Below are 18,179 nucleotides of genomic sequence, written 5' to 3'. Positions count from 1 at the left end.
ATTTTCTTTATCAATATAGTTAATTGTTTATTTTATTTAAAATTTCCTTTGCACTGTCTTCATCAGTTATCAGTGTTAGATTCTTATTCAGCTTATATAAAGCCATGAAAGCATCCACTTTTTCAACACCTGAAAATACTGCTATAGGATATTTTGAATTCTTATACATATTCATATCTATTCCGACTGTGTTGAGTTTCATCACTATGTTACCGTCCTTGTCGAAATAATGTCCAAAGGCTTCACCAATCGCTCCCTTATTAAGTAATTGATTGATGTCATCTTCACTTGTACCCCTTCTTCTTGCCATCAAGTCTGCACATCCAAAACTAAATACCATTTTGTCGGCTTCCCTTAGATGCTGGCTAGTAACCATTATGTCTGGAATAGACATTATGACGTCTTTTGCCTCACCTTCAAGCTCATCAGGAACATATAGAAATTCCACCTTTGAGTTTAGTTTCTTAGCTAGGACTGCAGCTACCGAGTTAGCCTGAATATCTATGTCGGAGCCCACACTTCCTCGTGTTGGAAGAACTGTCACATCTTTAAATGAATATTCTTCCTTAATGCTCGTTGCAAGTTCCCTCATAGTACTACCACCTGAGATCGCTACTATATCGTCACTTGCTAGTGTAGATATCAAGTACTTGGCTGCCAATTCAGCTACGCCTTTTATTATGATACTTCTGTCTTCATTGACATTTTTAGATATAGCTACATGCTTGATTCCCAGTAAGTCTCTCAACTTTATCTCCAGATCGGATATTCCCATTACCTCACCCATGACTAGCTCTAGACTTTCAAGTACTTCCTTACCTTCTTCTGTAAGTGTCATTCCTGAAACTGATATGTCAATCATTTTTTGAGATTTTAGGAAGTCAACCTCTGTCCTAGTTGTCCTCTCACTCAGGTTAAGCACATTTGCCAACATTCTTCTACCAATGGGTTGACTGATAGCTATCTGTCTAAGAACTGCATATCTTTTTTCCATCAACTCAATCGCTTGGGGTATAATCTTTTTTTGAACTTCGATTATATTTTTCATATTGCCTCCTTGGATTTCCTACTTGGAAATCTTAATCGGTAATCACCTTAAAGATCAGGTTGATTTGCGTCCCACATTTACTTATCACGTCCCACAACATTATTATATAATAGCGGGACGCAAAAATCAACACTTATTTTATTTTTTATATATTTTTTTATTTCTATCTCCTTATATTTAACTTAATACACTTAAAAATCCAGTTTAATCAGTACTTTCAAGATTTATATTATCTAATAAATCACAAAAAATAAAGGGACATATATTGACCCCACCTCGTTAATATCCCTTTTTTAGACAGATTAATATCCCTTGTTTGGACAAATTAAGGCCTCTAGTTTAGACAAGTTAGGCCACTTATTTGGACAAATTATACCTCTTGTTTGGACAAAAAAGAACCCACACCAATTTTATGATGTGAGCCTTATATCATCTGGAATTATATTTATTATTTCATCACCTATAAAGGTTTCTATTTCAGCTACAAATTTTATAAAATCGTCCTTGATCTTATCTAGTAGAGGTTCGCTCTCTTTCCCATATTTTTTTATAGCCTTACTCTTAATGTAATCCATTCTCTTTTCTGGACCAACGAAACTCGCTTCTATAACTAGCCTATCAGCTATACACAAGATATCTTCCTCATCCAATGATAGGATTTCTTGATTTATCTTGTGTTTTGTATGGTCTGAAATAACCCTTGATACATCTTCAAGACCAATGGACTTAAGATAATTTGCTCCAACCTTTTCGTGAATTTTGTGAACCCTAGCTATATCGTGCAAGTAACCTGCAGATGCGACCAGTCGTTCATTTATATCCAAACCTTTTTCCTTTAATGCCCTTGCAATAGCATAACCTACTTCACCTACAGCATTACAGTGGCCTTGTACGTGTATTGGCGTCCCATAAACCCTTAATATATCGAAACACTCTGCCTTTGTAGGACAATATTCTTTTGAAAAATAAGTTCCTTTTTCCATACTCATTCAATCAACATTCCTTAACGCCTTTGGACGTAGCTTACAACGTCACATACTATCAATTGGTCAACTTCTTCTGGATTTGCAAATTTAACACTTTTTGTCCCTGATAAGTGACTGTCTTTTGATAGGTAGTCAGATACGACTTCATAAATCCAATCCATAGGCCATGGAACTTTTAACTGACCTTCAATTAACTTGCCATCAACATCATAGACTAATTTCTGGCTCTTTAATTCACAAGGTATACTATCAACATCTCTAATAATAACATCATAAAGTCTATCAAATGTTACATTTTTTTCAACAGGATCATCTATAATATAAGAAACTTCGCTACCCATATTTTTTGCCAACTTCCTGCTGCAGCTAGTTTTACATCCTGTTGAGCAAGTTGCACACATATCACTTTGACCTACTGGGTCTAAACGGTGATAGTTTTTTTCTACAATATGCTTACCCATGTTAAAACTCTCCTTCATCTTCTTCAACTTCAGCGCTAAAATATATACACTGCCACTTACCATCTAAGTATTCTCTTGAAGCCTCAAACATCTCAGATATTGAATCATAGTCATACCTATCTCCGCTACAATACATATTTATCTTATTTACTTCAATATTCCATTTCTTAGTTTCAAAATCATACCAAACAAGAGTATCATCTGGTTTATTAAAAAACTGGCTTATACCCTTCTCAAATTCTCTTTCAAAATCTTCTACACTTGGATTTACCAATGGTATAAAGACCCTATTTATTTCTAAATCGAAAGTCTTACCGTCTTCTACCCTAGAAGCAGTAAACCTTCCATATTTCTTTCCAATTTTTAATTTATCTCCAGCAATTTTTAGCATATGGCTGACTGCATCTATAACAATAATAAATACATCATCACCCTCTACTGAAAATTTGCCTTCAATCTCGAACATATCATCTTCAAGGTAAAAATCTACAGACTTTCCATCTGCCTTTATAAAAAATTCTTTATCTTTTATATCCAACATCATAACTTACCACTATCTAAGACCAAAATCCAATAATTCAGGATTCTGATAGATATTTCCCTTTAACTTAAATGTTTCTGATAGGTATGGACCACCCATTGCCATTGATCCATCGTTTCCTATTAGGATAAATCCGGCAACTTCTTCGCTCCACATTATTTGATATGTTCCAGTGTCACTCTCTACCACATCACCTTCGTAAATTTCTTTTTGTTCGTTGTCATACCATCCAGTAGACTGAAGTGGTAATAATTCTACTGGTTCTTCAGGATTTTTAAAATCATATATCAAAACTGCGCCAAATGAAAGATAACCATAGATTGTCTTTTCTAACTCAGATGCGCCTTCTTGCTCAAGCTCTTCTGGAGAGTACATCTTCTTATTCTCATCATCCCATGCTCTAAACTTTATTTCTCTCATCTTAATCCCCCCATCTAACACATACCGGTGCCACTATAATAGTGGCACCGATACAAATTAATTATTAAATAGTTTATTTTATTTAAAATACGCCTCTAGCCTTCTGTTCTTTTATTGCATTTAGAACCTTTTCAGGAGTTAGTGGCATTTCTGTAAACCTAACACCGATAGCATCGTATACAGCATTAAATATAGCTGGAATTGTAGGCTGGATTGGACCTTCACCTGATTCCTTAGCTCCGTATGGTGCTGATGGGTCATAGGCATCTACTATGTTTGCATCTATTTCTGGCATATCTAGAGCTGTTGGTAGCTTGTAGTCATGTAGTGATGGATTTAGGAATCTTCCGTCTGGAGCGACCTTCATCTCTTCATATAGGGCCTGTCCCATACCCATACCTATTGAACCATGTACCTGACCTTCAACACTCTGTGGGTTGATAGCTACACCGCAGTCTCCTGCCTCTGTAATCTTAACTACATTTACCTTACCTGTTTCAAGATCTACGTCTACCTCTGCAATCTGAGCACTGAATCCAAATGTTGGAGAGTGTCCTATATTACCACCCTGCTGGATACCCTTTCTTCTTGGAGGAGTAAACTGACCTGTCATTGAAAGTGGTCCGTTTGTCTGGATGTACTGAGATACTACATCTCTCCAAGGAACTCTCTTGTGTGGCTTGTAGATATTGTAGAATTCTCCACCCTGTACTTCAACTTCTTCACCACGGATACCTAACATACCTGCAGCAACTGGCTTAAGTTCAGCATTTACCTTTTCAGCAGCCTGTCTTATAGCCCAACCTGTTGCAAATGTTAGACGGCTGGCAAATGTTCCAAGGTCAAATGTTGATATCTTTGTATCTCTTGGTACTACTGTAACGTCTTCAGTCTTAATACCTAGAGTTTCAGCTGCCATCTGAGCCATTACCATATCTACACCCTGACCTATATCAGTTGCACCACAGTATACTGTTACGTCATTCTCTTCATCAACCTTTATAGTTGCTACTGTATGTGGCTTGTAAGATAGGTACAATGTGTATGATGTTCCTGAAATATAATATCCTCCAGAAAGACCGATACCCTTACCAAATGGTAACTTACCATGCTTTTCTTTGTAGCCTGATCTTTCAACACATTCAGTCAAGCACTTCTTGTATTCTGTATGAGGTACATACATTTTACTCTTAGCAGTGTAGCCTGATTCTGCAGCATTTAGCATTCTTATTTCATATGGGTCCATACCAAAGTGAGCAGCAGCCTGGTCTAGCATCTGTTCCATAGCAAATCTTGGCTGAACTCCACCTAGTCCTCTGAAGGCACCACAAGTAGGCTTGTTAGTATATACTCTCTTACCGTCAAATCTCACGTTTGGTATCACATATGGAATGTGTACCATTGATGCTGTATAGAATAGAACAACTATACCCCATCCTGCGTATGCTCCACCATCCATCAAGTTAGTAAAGTCACAAGCTGTTATCTTACCAGTCTTATCAAATCCTAACTTCATCTTCATATAGCATGGATGTCTACCATTGTTGGTAGCGAATACTTCACTTCTTTCGTAAGTTATCTTTACTGGTCTACCAACTTTTCTAGATAGTAGGGCTGAACAGAAGTCCGCCTGAGAAGCAACACCCTTACCACCAAATCCACCACCTATTAGTGGAACTGTTATTCTTATCTTGTTTAGAGGCATTTCAAGAACCTTAGCCAACTGCTGGTGAGTATAGTGAGGAACCTGACAAGTTGCATATAGGTGTAATTTACCTGTAGCAACATCATAATCTGCAATTGCAGACTGTGGTTCTATAAATCCATGGTTTACATATGAAGAATAGTAATCCTGTTCTAACACATAATCAGCCTCTTCTAATGCCTTGTCTGGATCACCATATACCTGAACACCTTCATAAGATATATTATAAGGTGAATCTTCATGGATTCTAATGTCATCTCTCTTTACAGCCTCTCTAGGGTCGACGATAGCTTCTAAAACATCGTATTCTACTTCGATTAATTCTAGGGCTTTTTCAGCTATTTCTTCAGTTACAGCTGCTACTGCCGCTACTGGTTCTCCCCAGTTTCTAACTTTTCCTACAGCAAGAGCGTGTTCATTGGCATTATGAGGAACTATACCATAAGGAATTGGACAATCTTCTCCAGTTATAACCCCTAGTACACCCTCAAGTTCCATAGCCTTGCTATAATCTATTTTAACTATATTAGCATGTGCATGCTTACTTCTAAGTAATTTACCATATACCATTCTTGGAAGAGTCAAGTCATCTGTATAACGAACCTTACCCTTTACCTTATCAGGACCATCAGGTCTACGGATGCTTCTACCTACTTCAGTATATTCTTTAGTATAATCCCTGTAGTTGTTGTATCTGTTTGATACTTCATACATCTTTCCCATCTTACTTAGCCTCCTTTTCTGCAACTAAATTTGCATAAGACTCTATAGCATCAATGATTTTGACATATCCAGTACACCTGCATGTGTTACCAGAAATAGCAGTCTTTATTTCTTCCTGTGTAGGGTTTGGATTTCTGTCTACCAAGGCCTTAGCTGATAAAATCATACCTGGTGTACAGAATCCACACTGTACTGCACCATGATCTAGGAAGGCATCCTGAATTGGGTGTAGACTACCATCTTCGTTAGCTATACCTTCAATTGTAGTAATTTTCTTGCCAACACTTGCTACTGCAAGCTTTAGACATGATAATTCTGGTTTTCCATCTATAAGTACTGTACAAGCGCCACAGTCTCCTTGACCACAACCCTTTTTTGTACCAGTTAATCCAACAGTTTTTCTAATTACGTCTACTAAAAGTTCCATTGGAGTAACAACAACATCATAGTTCTGATTATTAATATTTAAAGTGATTAATTGTTTCATTTCTATGCCTCCATTGCCTTATTATATGCTTCTTTAGTCAATCTTCTAGCTAAAGCTCCTACTACTTCTTTTCTGTACTCAGCAGTTGCTCTAACATCTGTAATTGGTTTAGCTTCGCCCATAGCAGCCTGACCAACCTTTTCAATCAACTCATCATCCAATACTTTTCCAACAAGTAGAGCTGGAACAGCTTCAGATACAAGAGGCTTTGGAGCCACAGAACCCATTACTAGCTTGATATTCTTGATAGTTTTCTTATCTTCTTCTAGCTCAAGGTTTACTGCCATATTAGCAGCATCTATTTCCATAGCATTTCTTAAACCTATACATCCATATCTTGCAGCAGAATTAGCTGCAGGAGCATGTATTATGAATTTTGTAATCATCTCATCGCTTTCTAAAACGTTCGCACGATTACCTACGATGAACTCTTCAATCTTTAAAACTCTCTGTCCTCTCTTGCTTTCAATAACTACATCAGCATCTAATGACACTAATGGTGAAGTTGTCTCACCACATGGAGAGCAGTGTGCTATATTTCCCCCTATAGTCGCCATTGTTCTTACCTGATAAGAACCTAACTGGCTTGCTGCATACGTTAACACGCCATAGTCAACTGCAAGCTCTTTAGAGTTTTCAATGTCAGCTATTTTAGTACAGGCCCCTATTTCAACGCCATTATCAGTAAATTTTACGCCTGCCAACTCCTCAACATCAGCAATGTTGATAATGTTTTCCGTTTCCATCATCTTTTCCTTAAGCATGATGATTAGATCTGTACCTCCAGCGAGCATTTTTGATTTGTCGCCAATAGTTGCCAGCAAATCTAAGACTTCTGCCTTAGTCTTAGGTGCATGGTACTGAAAATTACATAAAATATTCATTCTTTACGCCTCCCTTTTAAATTTACGCTTTCGCCTTTTGAATGAAATATTCTTTCATAAAAATGAATTTGTGCGTATATTTCAATTCAATTATATAATAAGAATATGAATTTTACAATTGTATTTCGTTAAAAAAGTAATTTTCTTTATCGCGATGCACCTATATTTTGCAAACAATTATGTCAATATTTAATTTTCTATAAAAATAAGCTTTTCTTTATCAATGGAAATGCTTATTAGTGCATTAACAAATAAATTATTTTTATTTTCTAATCTATTTATTTTGATACAATAATTTTTTTGTGGCTTTTTTACAATTTTAGACTTATCAAACCTATTTTGAACAGAAAAATAGACGCTGGTCATATCCAGCCCCTCGTAAATACGCTCTACTTTTGCATCCAAAATAAAACTAGATTCCTCTACATCTTTATTGTTTTTATCTATACTTTGTGAATATACTATCTTAAAATCCCTATCTCTAACACCTATATACTTGATCTTATTTTTAAACTCTACAAAATCAATAATTCTATCTTTAACATCCAAACGTTCATAGTCATCTCTTGTAATTCTAATATCGAGGTCTGGTATTTTTATACTTGAATCCTGGTCTACTTCTACAGGTAAGATATTTGTTACACCAACCATCTTCGCTCCCTCGAAAGTTTTAGGTCTAGAAAAAACTTCCTTTGTTTTTCCTTGCTCCACAACCATACCATTATGGATTATAATCAATTCATCACTAAACCTATAAATTTCGTCCCTACTGTGTGAAACCATTATAACCATTCCCTCATAATCAGATAGCATATCTTCAAGCTCTATTTGAAGCTTGTCCTTTAGGTCGTTATCCAGTGCCGAAAAAGGTTCATCTAGAAGGATAAGCTTGGGCTCGTATGCCATAATTCTTGCCAGAGCAACTCTTTGCTGCTGTCCACCTGAAAGATTTCTTGGCATCTTATCTTCAAGATTATCTATACAGAATTTTTTCATATACCTATCTGCCTTGTCCCTTTTATACTCCTTGCTTCCGCTTAGAACTACTTCAATATTTTCCCTTACAGTCATATTAGGAAACAAAGCATAATTCTGAAACATGTAGGCTACATCTCTCTTTTGGGGTATCACATCGATTTTTCTAGAGCTATCAAAAATGGTCTCTCCATTTATCTCTATTCGACCTTGGTCTGGACTTATTATGCCCGATATGTATTTGAGTAGCATACTCTTTCCAGCACCAGATGCTCCCAATATGCCTATTCTCTTAGCCTTAGTTTTCAAAGAAATATCCATACCAAAATTATTTAAATCTGACTTTATATCAATCGATAAACTCTTCATTTCCTTCTACCATCCATTTTTAATATTGTACTTTATCCACAACAAATTTAATATTATTCTTAAGTCTCAACAAATTTAATATTACACTTAAGTCTCAATAAATTTAATATTATACTTAAGCTGCAACAAATACGGTTACTTTTTACTCATTGTTACATTGGCAGAATAAATTATGACAAAAGATATTATCAAAACTATTACTACCCAAATACCGGCCTTCAGATAATTACCGTCATTTATCACCATAGCTATTGTCTGTGAAATAGTTCCTGTTTTTCCCTGTATATTTCCAGCAATCATAGAAGTTGCACCGTACTCTCCCATAGCCCTTGCAAAGCACAAAATAGAACCTGACATTAGCCCCGGCTTTGAAACAGGCAATAAAATCTTATAAAAAATCTTTTTTTCACTTATCCCAAGGGTTCTTGCTGCATATACCAGATTTTTATCAACTTGTTCAAAAGCTGCCCTAGCATTTTGGTACATAAGAGGTAGGGCAATCACAGTAGCAGCAATAACACATCCTAACCATGTCTGAAGAACTGATATATTGAAGTTTTCAAGTAGGAAGCTCCCCAAAAATCTCCTCTTGCTAAATACTATAAGCAAGATAAAGCCGGCTACAGTAGGTGGCAATACCATCGGCAAAGACATGACCCCATCTAAAAAAGCCTTTCTTTTTTTACTAAAAGACATGGCTTTTTTAGCGAGATACACTCCGATGAAAAAAGAAATTATCGTAGCTACGATTGCTGTCTTTATAGATATAATCAAGGGACTCCAATCCAATTTTGTAAATATTTCAACTAAATTTTCCAATGTTCAATCGCTCCTCAATTTAAAGATCAATATCAACAGCATCAATTTCTGAATTAATCAACCTTAAATCCATATTTTACATATACCTTTTTTGCCTTATCACTTGCTAGGGCCTGGTATAATTTTTCTATTATTTCTTCTCTATCCTTGTTATCTTTTTTAGATTTAATTTTTGCTATAGGATACTTAATCTTTCCTGTCTTTTCAAGGTCTATTCTAGATATAACCTTGACATTTTCATTTCTCTTAGCATCACTAACATAAGTAAATCCAACTTCTGTAGCCTTTTCTGCAACAGCGCTTAGGGCTGAGCTTACATTGTCCTTTTCACTGATTGTAAGTCCACCTAAGGCTTGTGAAACTACATTTCCTTCAATTGCCTTTATAGTCGCCTTATCAGCATCCTTGGCTACAGACTTTATAATTCCTTCACTTATTAGGGCCTTTCTAGCATAGTAACCAGCTGGAACACTTCCGTATGGTAGGGCTATACTCTTGGCATCTTTGATATTTTCTAGCCCCTTTACCTGACCATCGTAGTCCTTAGATGCTATGATAGCCAACTGATTTTCCAAAAGGTCTTTAGTAGAATTTTCTACAATCAAACCTTTCTCTTTTAGTTCTTCAACTTCCTTAGTAGAGGCACTCAAGAATATATCACAGTCAAACCCCTCTAGAATTTGACTCTTTAATTTGCCAGAACTATCGGCATTCACCACTACTTTTACGCCTTCATTTTCAGCCTCAAAGTCCTTTACTATTTCTCCTACTGCGTCAGTTAGGCTGGCAGCTATAAACAAGTTCACATTTTTAGGTTCTTCTTTTTTTGTCTCAGTTTTTGAACAGGCTGTCATTGTCGTAGTTAAAATTAAAACCATAGATAATAAAAAGCAGATTGTTGTTAATTTTCCTTTGAATAATTTTTTCATTTTGATCCTCCAATTCTTTTACAACTATTAATTCACTTTATTTGATTACTAGTTCTTATTCATTATGTATATTTAGCCGATTACATATAAGCATTAAAACTTGATTTTAAGCCTTATACATATAAATATTAAAACTTGGTTTTAAGCCCTATACACGAAAATTTATCTTATTTCCTAGCACATTCAGTTGCTGTTCCCTTTAGTATACCCAGTCCATGCTCTAAGTTTGGTAGGAGAAATTCAAGTGCCTCTGTAACAGCCTTTGGGCTTCCTGGTAGGTTTACTATAAGAGTACGCTTTCTAATTCCGCTGACAGCCCTAGAGAACATAGCCCTCTTTGTATACTGCATTGAATATGCCCTTATAGCCTCTGCTATACCATTTGCCATCCTATCACATACTGCATTTGTAGCTTCTGGAGTAACATCCCTAAGGGCAAAACCTGTACCACCTGTTGTTATTACCAGGTTTACCTGTCTCTGGTCAGCCAACCTCATCAACTGTTTTTCTATAATAGGTTGTTCATCTGGGACTATTATTTCTTCCTTTACTATAAAGTTATTTTCCCTTAGACCTTCTGTGATTATAGGACCACTCTCGTCTTTTCTCAGGCCTACTGAACCCTTGTCACTCACTGTTATAACAGCTGCTGTAAGAGGTCTATTAGGATCAGCCGGTATAAGTTCTACCTTGTCACCAACTCTTATCTCTCCACCGACTATTACCTCTGTAAATACACCCTCTCTAGGCATTATACAGTCACCAACTGCGTGGAATATTGCACAATGTGAATGACATTCCTTACCTATCTGGCTCAACTCTAGTATTACATCTCCTATTTTAAACCTAGTACCTATTGGCATTGACCTAAAATCGTACTCATCTATTATTATGTTTTCTCCAAATGCACCAAGCTCGACATTGGCTCCTCTTTTTCTAAAGTCCTCTATCTTGTCATACGAAAGAAGACTCACCTGCCTATGCCATTTGCCTGCATGGGCATCCCCTTCTATACCGTGGTTTTCCACAAGCACCGCACTTTCAACCTCAGTCTTTTGAGTGCCCTTCTTTTCACTTGTACATATCCCTATTATTTTAGCCATACTGCTATTCCTTCCTAATCAAACTTTTATATTCTAGATTGAACTTATATATTCTAGTTCTATCCACCTATCTGTGTCATTTTCTTTAATTCTGTTATGCTATTTTTGTCCTCAAAAGAGTGCATTTCAGGTTTTTCTAATATGCTGTTTACAAGCATGTCATAAACTCTATTAGGATCTTTTTCCCTCAAGGCATCTTTCAAACTTATCTTCTTGTCAAAGCATAGGCAGGACTTGATGTCACCCGTTGATGTCATCCTAATCCTATTGCAAGAATCACAAAACTTGCCATGTATTGCACTTATAAAGCCTATTGCCCCCTTAAATCCGTCTATATTATAGTATTCAGCCGGTCCATTTCCATGCTTTTTGTTGTCTTTAGTGACATTTTCAAATGTATCCATTAGTATCTTTTTCAAATCTTCATTTGATACTAACATAGATTCAGCTCCAAGACCTATTGGCATCATCTCAATGAACCTAACATCTATAGGGTATCTCCTAGCAAAATCAATCAAGCTAATAAAATCTTTTGAATAGTCCTCATCGTGTAGGACAGAATTTATCTTGACCCTTATACCCTTTTCTATAGACTTTTCTATAGCTTCAAATACCTTATCGATTTCATCAAAACCAGTAATTTGCTTATATTTTTCCCTATCAAGGGTATCAAGGCTTATATTTATAGACCCAACACCTGCCTCAACAAGCCTGTCCAATTGTTGGCCAAGTAGGACACCATTTGTTGTCAGTGTTACTTCATTAACCCCATCTAGGTCGTATATCTTCCTAATCAATTCATGACAATTTTTCCTGACAAGTGGTTCACCGCCTGTAATTTTAAAATTCACTATGCCAAGCTTGATAGCCTCCCTACAGACCATTAGTATTTCATCAAAAGACAAAATATCATCATGCGAACATAGGTCTATCCCATCTGGCATACAGTACCTACAACGGAGATTGCACCTATCAGTAATAGAAATTCTCATGTAATCTATCTTTCTATTAAATAAATCTATCAAGATAATCTCTACCTTTCCCAAACTCCACTCTTACCACCGGTTTTCTTCATGAGTTTGATATCTGATATTTCCATGCCCTTGTCTATGGCCTTGCACATATCATAGATTGTCAAAAGGCATATATTTACCCCTGTTAGGGCTTCCATTTCAACACCTGTCTGACCAAGAGTTTTTACGCAACAAGTGCTTGTTATTTTATAGTTCTCTTCATCAAGGGAAAAGTCAATCTCCACCTTGCTCAAGTTTAGGATGTGGCAAAGCGGTATCAAGTCTGAAGTCTTCTTTGCTCCCATAATTCCAGCTACCCTTGCAACTCCAAGGACATCTCCTTTTTTCATATCTCCCTCTTTAACCTTTAGGAAACAATCCCTTGACATCTTTATGCTACCAACTGCAATAGCCTCTCTAAGGGTTTCATCCTTGTGGCTGACATCTACCATAATGGCATTGCCATTTTTATCAAAATGTGTAAAATCGCTCATATTTTCTCCATTCTCAACAATACTATCTACCAAATGTACACTTAGGGAATACACATACATCGCATTCAAGACAGAGTCCACCTTCACCTAACTCTGCTATATCTTCTGCTGTAACCTCATCATCTGCCATAACCCTTGGTAGTATAAGGTCAAATATAGTTCTCTTGGCATACATTACGCATCCTGGAAGCCCAAGGATTGGAATAGTCTTATCACTACCATTTTTTCCATAATAGGCAAGCAAGAACATTGCACCCGGAAGGACTGGAGCTCCATAAGATATTATATCTGCACCTGTATTTTTAATGGCCAAAGGAGTCTTATCATCTGGGTCTACACTCATACCACCAGTACATACGACCATGTCTGCTCTCTTTTCTATCAATTCTAATATGGCCTTTGTAACCTTCTTATCATCATCTTCAAGGACAATATGTTCAAACATCTCTCCACCGAACTCAGCTATCTTGTCTATTATAACAGGAGTAAATGTGTCCTTGATTCTTCCATAGAAAACTTCATTTCCTGTTGTAACTACACCGACCTTTTTACCCTTGAATTCCTTTATCTCAAATATAGGCTGGCCAGATGTCATACTATTTATCTGGTCTCTCACTCTTTCCATTTTTTCTTTTTCTATAACTAGAGGTATAATCCTTGTTCCAGCTATCTTGTCCCCCTTGTGGACAGGGAAATTGCCGTGTATGCTGGCTATCATCATTTGACCGAAACTATTGACAGTCTTTAGGGCTTCTCTGTTTATCTTTAATAGTCCATGACAGTCAGCAGATAAGTTTATCTTACCCTCCTTAGGGCCTGTACGATTCATATGATCGTTTATACATAGGGAACAGAGAATTTCTGCTGCTTCATTTTCATGAAGCATATTATCGTCATTTTCCCAAATATACAAGTTATCCTTTCCTACGCTCAATAGGACTGGTATGTCTTCTTTTCTTACTACATGCCCTTTTTTAAAGACAGTGTCTTTTGTTACACCCTTTATAATCTGTGTTATATCATGGCAAAGGACTGCTCCCTCTGCGTCTACTGTTTTAATTATCTTCATGTCTATCTTTTGCCCTTTCATTTATTAATTGTCCTGCAATACTGATAGCTATCTCTGCTGGAGTCTCAGCATCTAGAGGAATGCCTATAGGTGCTGTTATTCTTGCCAAGTCCTCGTCATTGTAACCGTCATTTCTAAGCTTTTCCATTACTCCCGCAGTTTTCCTCCTAGAACCTATAACTCCAATATATCTGGCTGGTGTCTTTAGGACTTGACGCTGGATAATATAGTCATCCTTGTGGCCCCTAGTCATTATACATATATAGTCGTTCTCGCTTATCTCTTCACATAGGTCAGACAGGTCTTGCATATCGACTATCCTGGTAGATACTACTCCTTGGAATAATTCCTTTTTAGAAAAGTCCACCCTATCTTCAAGGACTATACAGTTAAATCCAATTCTGTGAAGTGTCGGTACTAGCTGTTGGGCTACGTGTCCTCCACCAAATATATATACCTTCGAATTTTGGTTGATTTTTTCAATAAAATACACACTTGAATCAAGCTTATACTTTCTTGATTTTCTATCTAGGTGTTCTAGTACTTGTTTTGGATATTCATCACCTGATTTTTTGCCGTCTCCCCTTACAATTCCCATTGAGGGTTTATCGCCATCAGTTATATCCATTATCATCCAAATATCTTCATCTTTTTCAAATCCATCCAAAACGAATTTTACCATCTCTTTTATCTTTTCGTCTTGACCTGATATATACTGGAAAAAACAAGCTACATCACCACCGCAAATCATACCTAGGTCCTGTACTTGATTTTGTCTAAGCATATAGCTCTCATTAAAAGATTTCTTTGTCTTTAGAACTTCTTGGGCCTTTTGCTGGCATAGGTACTCGACAGCACCGCCACCAATTGTCCCATATATTCTCCCTTTTTCTCCTACAATCATCCTGGCTCCTGCCCCCCTTGGTGTTGAGCCAGAACTAGCAGTAACACTGACCATAGTAACATCTCTACCGGCCATCAATTCATCATTTAACAACTCAAAAAACTTCTTCATATTATCTTAATCTCCCTTGGGAACGACCCCAATTTCCAAACACTTAAATTCGCCATCAACAAACTCAAAACAGTTGTATGATGCATATGGCTGCTTAATAGCTCTTGAAGTTCTTATATCAGAACCTGTGGCCCTTGCAACAAAGGCGCAATTAACCCCTGCATGTGCAAGGCAAATAACATCTCCCTCAGAATTATTCATTATATTCAAAAGGGTATTTTCCATTCTATCTAAGGCGTCTAAACGTCTCTCTCCCCCTAAGGGTTCATCTCCTAGTTCTTTGACTATGTCCTTTAGGGGAATACCTTCCCATTCTCCCATGTCAATCTCCATGAGTCCTGGATCTATTTTTATTTCTATATTTCCATCAGAAATTATTTTTGAAGTGCTAATACACCTCGTCAAGGGACTTGAATATATACAGGATATATCCTTTTTAGAAAAAAAATCCCTCAATTTTTTACTTTCATCTATTCCACGCTCTCCAATATCTATATCAGTCCTACCAATGCAGAGCTTGATATCATCTTTAAAGTCTGGGTATGCGTGTCTAACAAGATATAATTTTCTCATAAGCTACTAAACTCTCAATCCCATCGCAAAATATTTTTTGTACTTCTTTTCCATTTCTTGACGCATCTCACTCATTAGCTTCGAGTAATTTTCAACTAGTCTTATACCTTCTCTAGTAAGCGAAGAACCACCACCGCCAGTTCCCCCAGTCCATTTTTCTACAACCGGAAAACCTAGCTCTCTCTCAATATCCTTAATAATCTTACTTCCCTTTGAATATGAAATACCAACACTAGAACAAGCTTGTTGTATTGATTTATGTAAATCTATATTAATCAATAGGCTACATGCAGTTTCATCAAAGAAAACCTCTCTAGCCTTAAGCTTGACCTCAACTTGCGGACCAACTGGATAACCGTTTCCCCTCCTATAATTCCATTCAATTAGTTCGTGGTATTCTTCTGGTGTATCTATATCAAAATACACAGCCTCATCATCCACTTCAACATTTGTTATAGGTGAATCGTAGTTTTCCATGGCCCCTCTCAAGCCGTCCACACCACTGTAATTAACTAATGATTTGGCGAATTCATTAGATACGATGATGGGATGGCCTGGTTGACCATTAAATGTAGTTCTCACTAATTCAGAATCAATACTCAAAACCTTCTTCAATGTCTCTTCTAAAATGGCAGGCAGATCCATAGGCATTATCAAAATTCTATCGCACAAATTCATAACATCGTTAACACCTAGGAGCACAGAATCAAACATCTGTGTTTGTGAGTATTTTTCATTTTTAACATATCTGATATCATCATAGAATATACTTTTCTTGAGTTCATCAGACCTGTGACCAACTACCACAGTTATCGGGTCAATATTCATTTTCTTCAACTTAGTTATTGTGTGGTTGGCTACTGTAGAATCTCCAAAAGGCAGGGAAGGTTTAAATGCCTTCATTCTGGAAGATAATCCAGCCGCTACTATTACAGCTCCTGTTTTTTTCATAAGCTTTATCTCCAAACAATTATTATAGCGTTCGTTTTTTAAATAACTAACCCTTTTTAATTATATCACGATTAAAATTTATTGTAAATATATTCAGTTGGTATTCGTATAAAAATTAATGGGACATAAGCATGGCTATGTCCCATTTTATAAACTATATATTTTTTCTTTTTGAAGAACTTAGGTAACCTAGCTCTTCCCTGTATTTTGATACAGTCCTTCTGGCTATATCAAAGCCCTTTTCCTTAAGCATACCCTCTATCTTTGAATCACTTAAAGGTTTACGCTTGTCCTCACCATCTATTATCGTCTTTATCTCATCTTTTACAGTATCCGTAGATATATCCTCACCATCCCTAGACTCGTAAGCACCTGTAAAGAACCTCTTTAGTTCAAACAGCCCCTTGTTTGTCAGCATATATTTGTCGTTTACCCCTCTTGAGATTGTAGATATGTGTAAATCAAGCTTGTCTGCAATATCAGCCTGAGTCATAGGCTTTAGCCTTCCATTATTCTTAAAATAATCATATTGGAACTCTATTATAGCATTGGAAATAGATACTATTGTATTACCTCTTTCTTCAATATCATTTATCATACTCTTAGCTGAATTCAACTTCTCTTTTATGTATTTTTTTACTTCCTCATCATCACTTGTCAAAAGAAGATCCTTGTAATACTGGTTTATAGATAAACTTATGTTACGTTCTTTAAATGACTTTACCATAGGCTCTCCATCCTGGTACTCCACAATTACATCAGGAAAGGCATACACTATATTTGTTCTAGCGTATTTTTGAGCTGGTCTAGGATCCAAAGACCTAATAATATTGATATATTCCATGACCTCATCCCTAGTAAATTTGTAACGAGATGACAGATAAGATATATTTGAGTTAGCTATTAAGTTTAGGTCATTTAGGACCATTTGCTCCAACTGCTTGTCGAATATATACCTATCCCTCAACTGAAGAATAATGCACTCCTGAAGGTTTCTAGCACCTATACCTGCTGGCTCTAAACTGTGTATCATTTTTATAGCAGACAGTACAATTGACTTGTCTACACCAAATTTGTTAGCTAGATCCTCCTCTTTTTCTCTTAGGTATCCATCATCATCTAGGCTATCTACCAAATAGTGGCATATTTTCCTCTTTGACTCATCCATTTTAATAATATTTATTTGGCCATGCAAACTATCATATAGACTGTCATAGTCTGTAGTCATATTCTCAAAATCATAGTCTGAGTCATCTTGATAGGCAGATTCATTCCTATCGTAACTAATAGTCCCTCTTTCGTTTTTAAAGTATTTCTCCCAGTCGATTGTATCTTTCTTTATTTCAACATCTAAGACAGGATTTGAAAGAGAAAAATTCTCTAATTCCTCTTCCAGCTCTTGTCTACCCATGTTAAGTATCTTAAGTGATTGCACCAAATTATTGGATATATTGAGTTTCAATGTTTGTGTTTGTTGAATTTTATTTGAAATCATTTTTACCTCCCTAATATCCCTGACTGCCCTCTATCATTATAACCCATTTACCAAATAATTTGTTATACAATTTTATCCTAATAATCATAAATAGTATACCAAATAAATAATCCCCTTGT

General features: G+C 36.4%; 19 protein-coding genes. All 19 read right to left on the bottom strand.

The window, feature by feature from the left end; translation table 11 throughout:
- Positions 1-19 precede the first annotated feature (19 nt).
- Positions 20-1,048, bottom strand: coding sequence for a sugar-binding transcriptional regulator (locus F823_RS0102370; protein WP_002844985.1), 1,029 nt, complete (start codon positions 1,046-1,048; stop codon positions 20-22).
- A 410-nt stretch (positions 1,049-1,458) separates the two neighbouring features.
- Complete coding sequence (locus F823_RS0102365) at positions 1,459-2,037, bottom strand: HD domain-containing protein (protein WP_002844986.1); 579 nt, start codon at positions 2,035-2,037, stop codon at positions 1,459-1,461.
- 14 nt (positions 2,038-2,051) lie between these two features.
- Positions 2,052-2,495: a hypothetical protein gene (locus F823_RS0102360; RefSeq protein ID WP_019595341.1), complete on the bottom strand. Its 444-nt coding sequence runs from the start codon at positions 2,493-2,495 to the stop codon at positions 2,052-2,054.
- A gap of 1 nt (position 2,496) precedes the next feature.
- Positions 2,497-3,039, bottom strand: coding sequence for a hypothetical protein (locus tag F823_RS0102355; RefSeq protein ID WP_002844988.1), 543 nt, complete (start codon positions 3,037-3,039; stop codon positions 2,497-2,499).
- A 9-nt stretch (positions 3,040-3,048) separates the two neighbouring features.
- Positions 3,049-3,456 carry a YopX family protein gene (locus tag F823_RS0102350; protein WP_019595340.1) on the bottom strand — a complete coding sequence of 136 codons (408 nt, stop codon included), beginning with the start codon at positions 3,454-3,456 and terminating at the stop codon, positions 3,049-3,051.
- Positions 3,457-3,538: 82 nt separating this feature from the next.
- Entirely contained in the window at positions 3,539-5,884 is a 2,346-nt protein-coding gene (locus tag F823_RS0102345) for a xanthine dehydrogenase family protein molybdopterin-binding subunit (protein WP_002844990.1), read from the bottom strand.
- A gap of 1 nt (position 5,885) precedes the next feature.
- A complete protein-coding gene (locus F823_RS0102340; protein ID WP_002844991.1) occupies positions 5,886-6,371 on the bottom strand; it encodes a (2Fe-2S)-binding protein in 486 nt (161 codons plus the stop codon).
- A gap of 2 nt (positions 6,372-6,373) precedes the next feature.
- The gene (locus F823_RS0102335) at positions 6,374-7,255 is read right to left on the bottom strand and encodes an FAD binding domain-containing protein (RefSeq protein ID WP_002844992.1); all 882 of its coding nucleotides are present in this window, start codon (positions 7,253-7,255) and stop codon (positions 6,374-6,376) included.
- 189 nt (positions 7,256-7,444) lie between these two features.
- Complete coding sequence (locus tag F823_RS0102330) at positions 7,445-8,599, bottom strand: sulfate/molybdate ABC transporter ATP-binding protein (protein WP_002844993.1); 1,155 nt, start codon at positions 8,597-8,599, stop codon at positions 7,445-7,447.
- Between the two features lie 135 nt (positions 8,600-8,734).
- A complete protein-coding gene (gene modB / locus F823_RS0102325; RefSeq protein ID WP_002844994.1) occupies positions 8,735-9,418 on the bottom strand; it encodes a molybdate ABC transporter permease subunit in 684 nt (227 codons plus the stop codon).
- Positions 9,419-9,471: 53 nt separating this feature from the next.
- Positions 9,472-10,347 (bottom strand): molybdate ABC transporter substrate-binding protein, encoded by an 876-nt coding sequence (gene modA, locus F823_RS0102320; RefSeq protein WP_002844995.1) that lies wholly within the window; start codon positions 10,345-10,347, stop codon positions 9,472-9,474.
- Positions 10,348-10,514: 167 nt separating this feature from the next.
- On the bottom strand, positions 10,515-11,450 hold the full coding sequence (locus tag F823_RS0102315) for an MOSC domain-containing protein (RefSeq protein ID WP_002844996.1): 936 nt from the start codon (positions 11,448-11,450) through the stop codon (positions 10,515-10,517).
- 59 nt (positions 11,451-11,509) lie between these two features.
- Positions 11,510-12,496, bottom strand: coding sequence for a GTP 3',8-cyclase MoaA (gene moaA, locus F823_RS0102310; RefSeq protein ID WP_019595339.1), 987 nt, complete (start codon positions 12,494-12,496; stop codon positions 11,510-11,512).
- Positions 12,484-12,957, bottom strand: a complete 474-nt coding sequence (moaC, locus tag F823_RS0102305) for a cyclic pyranopterin monophosphate synthase MoaC (RefSeq protein WP_021935209.1) — start codon at positions 12,955-12,957, stop codon at positions 12,484-12,486. Before moaC ends, moaA begins: the two co-directional genes overlap by 13 nt.
- Before the next feature lie 22 nt (positions 12,958-12,979).
- Complete coding sequence (locus tag F823_RS0102300; RefSeq protein ID WP_019595337.1) at positions 12,980-14,047, bottom strand: molybdopterin-binding protein; 1,068 nt, start codon at positions 14,045-14,047, stop codon at positions 12,980-12,982.
- Positions 14,013-15,041 (bottom strand): XdhC family protein, encoded by a 1,029-nt coding sequence (locus tag F823_RS0102295; protein WP_002845000.1) that lies wholly within the window; start codon positions 15,039-15,041, stop codon positions 14,013-14,015. Before F823_RS0102295 ends, F823_RS0102300 begins: the two co-directional genes overlap by 35 nt.
- A 6-nt stretch (positions 15,042-15,047) precedes the next feature.
- On the bottom strand, positions 15,048-15,614 hold the full coding sequence (locus F823_RS0102290) for a histidine phosphatase family protein (RefSeq protein ID WP_002845001.1): 567 nt from the start codon (positions 15,612-15,614) through the stop codon (positions 15,048-15,050).
- Positions 15,615-15,620: 6 nt separating this feature from the next.
- On the bottom strand, positions 15,621-16,565 hold the full coding sequence (locus F823_RS0102285) for an NTP transferase domain-containing protein (RefSeq protein ID WP_002845002.1): 945 nt from the start codon (positions 16,563-16,565) through the stop codon (positions 15,621-15,623).
- 154 nt (positions 16,566-16,719) lie between these two features.
- Positions 16,720-18,060: an RNA polymerase factor sigma-54 gene (gene rpoN / locus F823_RS0102280; RefSeq protein WP_019595336.1), complete on the bottom strand. Its 1,341-nt coding sequence runs from the start codon at positions 18,058-18,060 to the stop codon at positions 16,720-16,722.
- Positions 18,061-18,179 lie beyond the last annotated feature (119 nt).

Origin of the sequence: Peptostreptococcus anaerobius VPI 4330 = DSM 2949 (assembly GCF_000381525.1) — a bacterium.
In the GTDB taxonomy this organism is placed as follows: domain Bacteria; phylum Bacillota; class Clostridia; order Peptostreptococcales; family Peptostreptococcaceae; genus Peptostreptococcus; species Peptostreptococcus anaerobius.
Note: the sequence above shows the minus strand (reverse complement) of the source record. Positions and strands in the feature narration are given on the sequence as shown.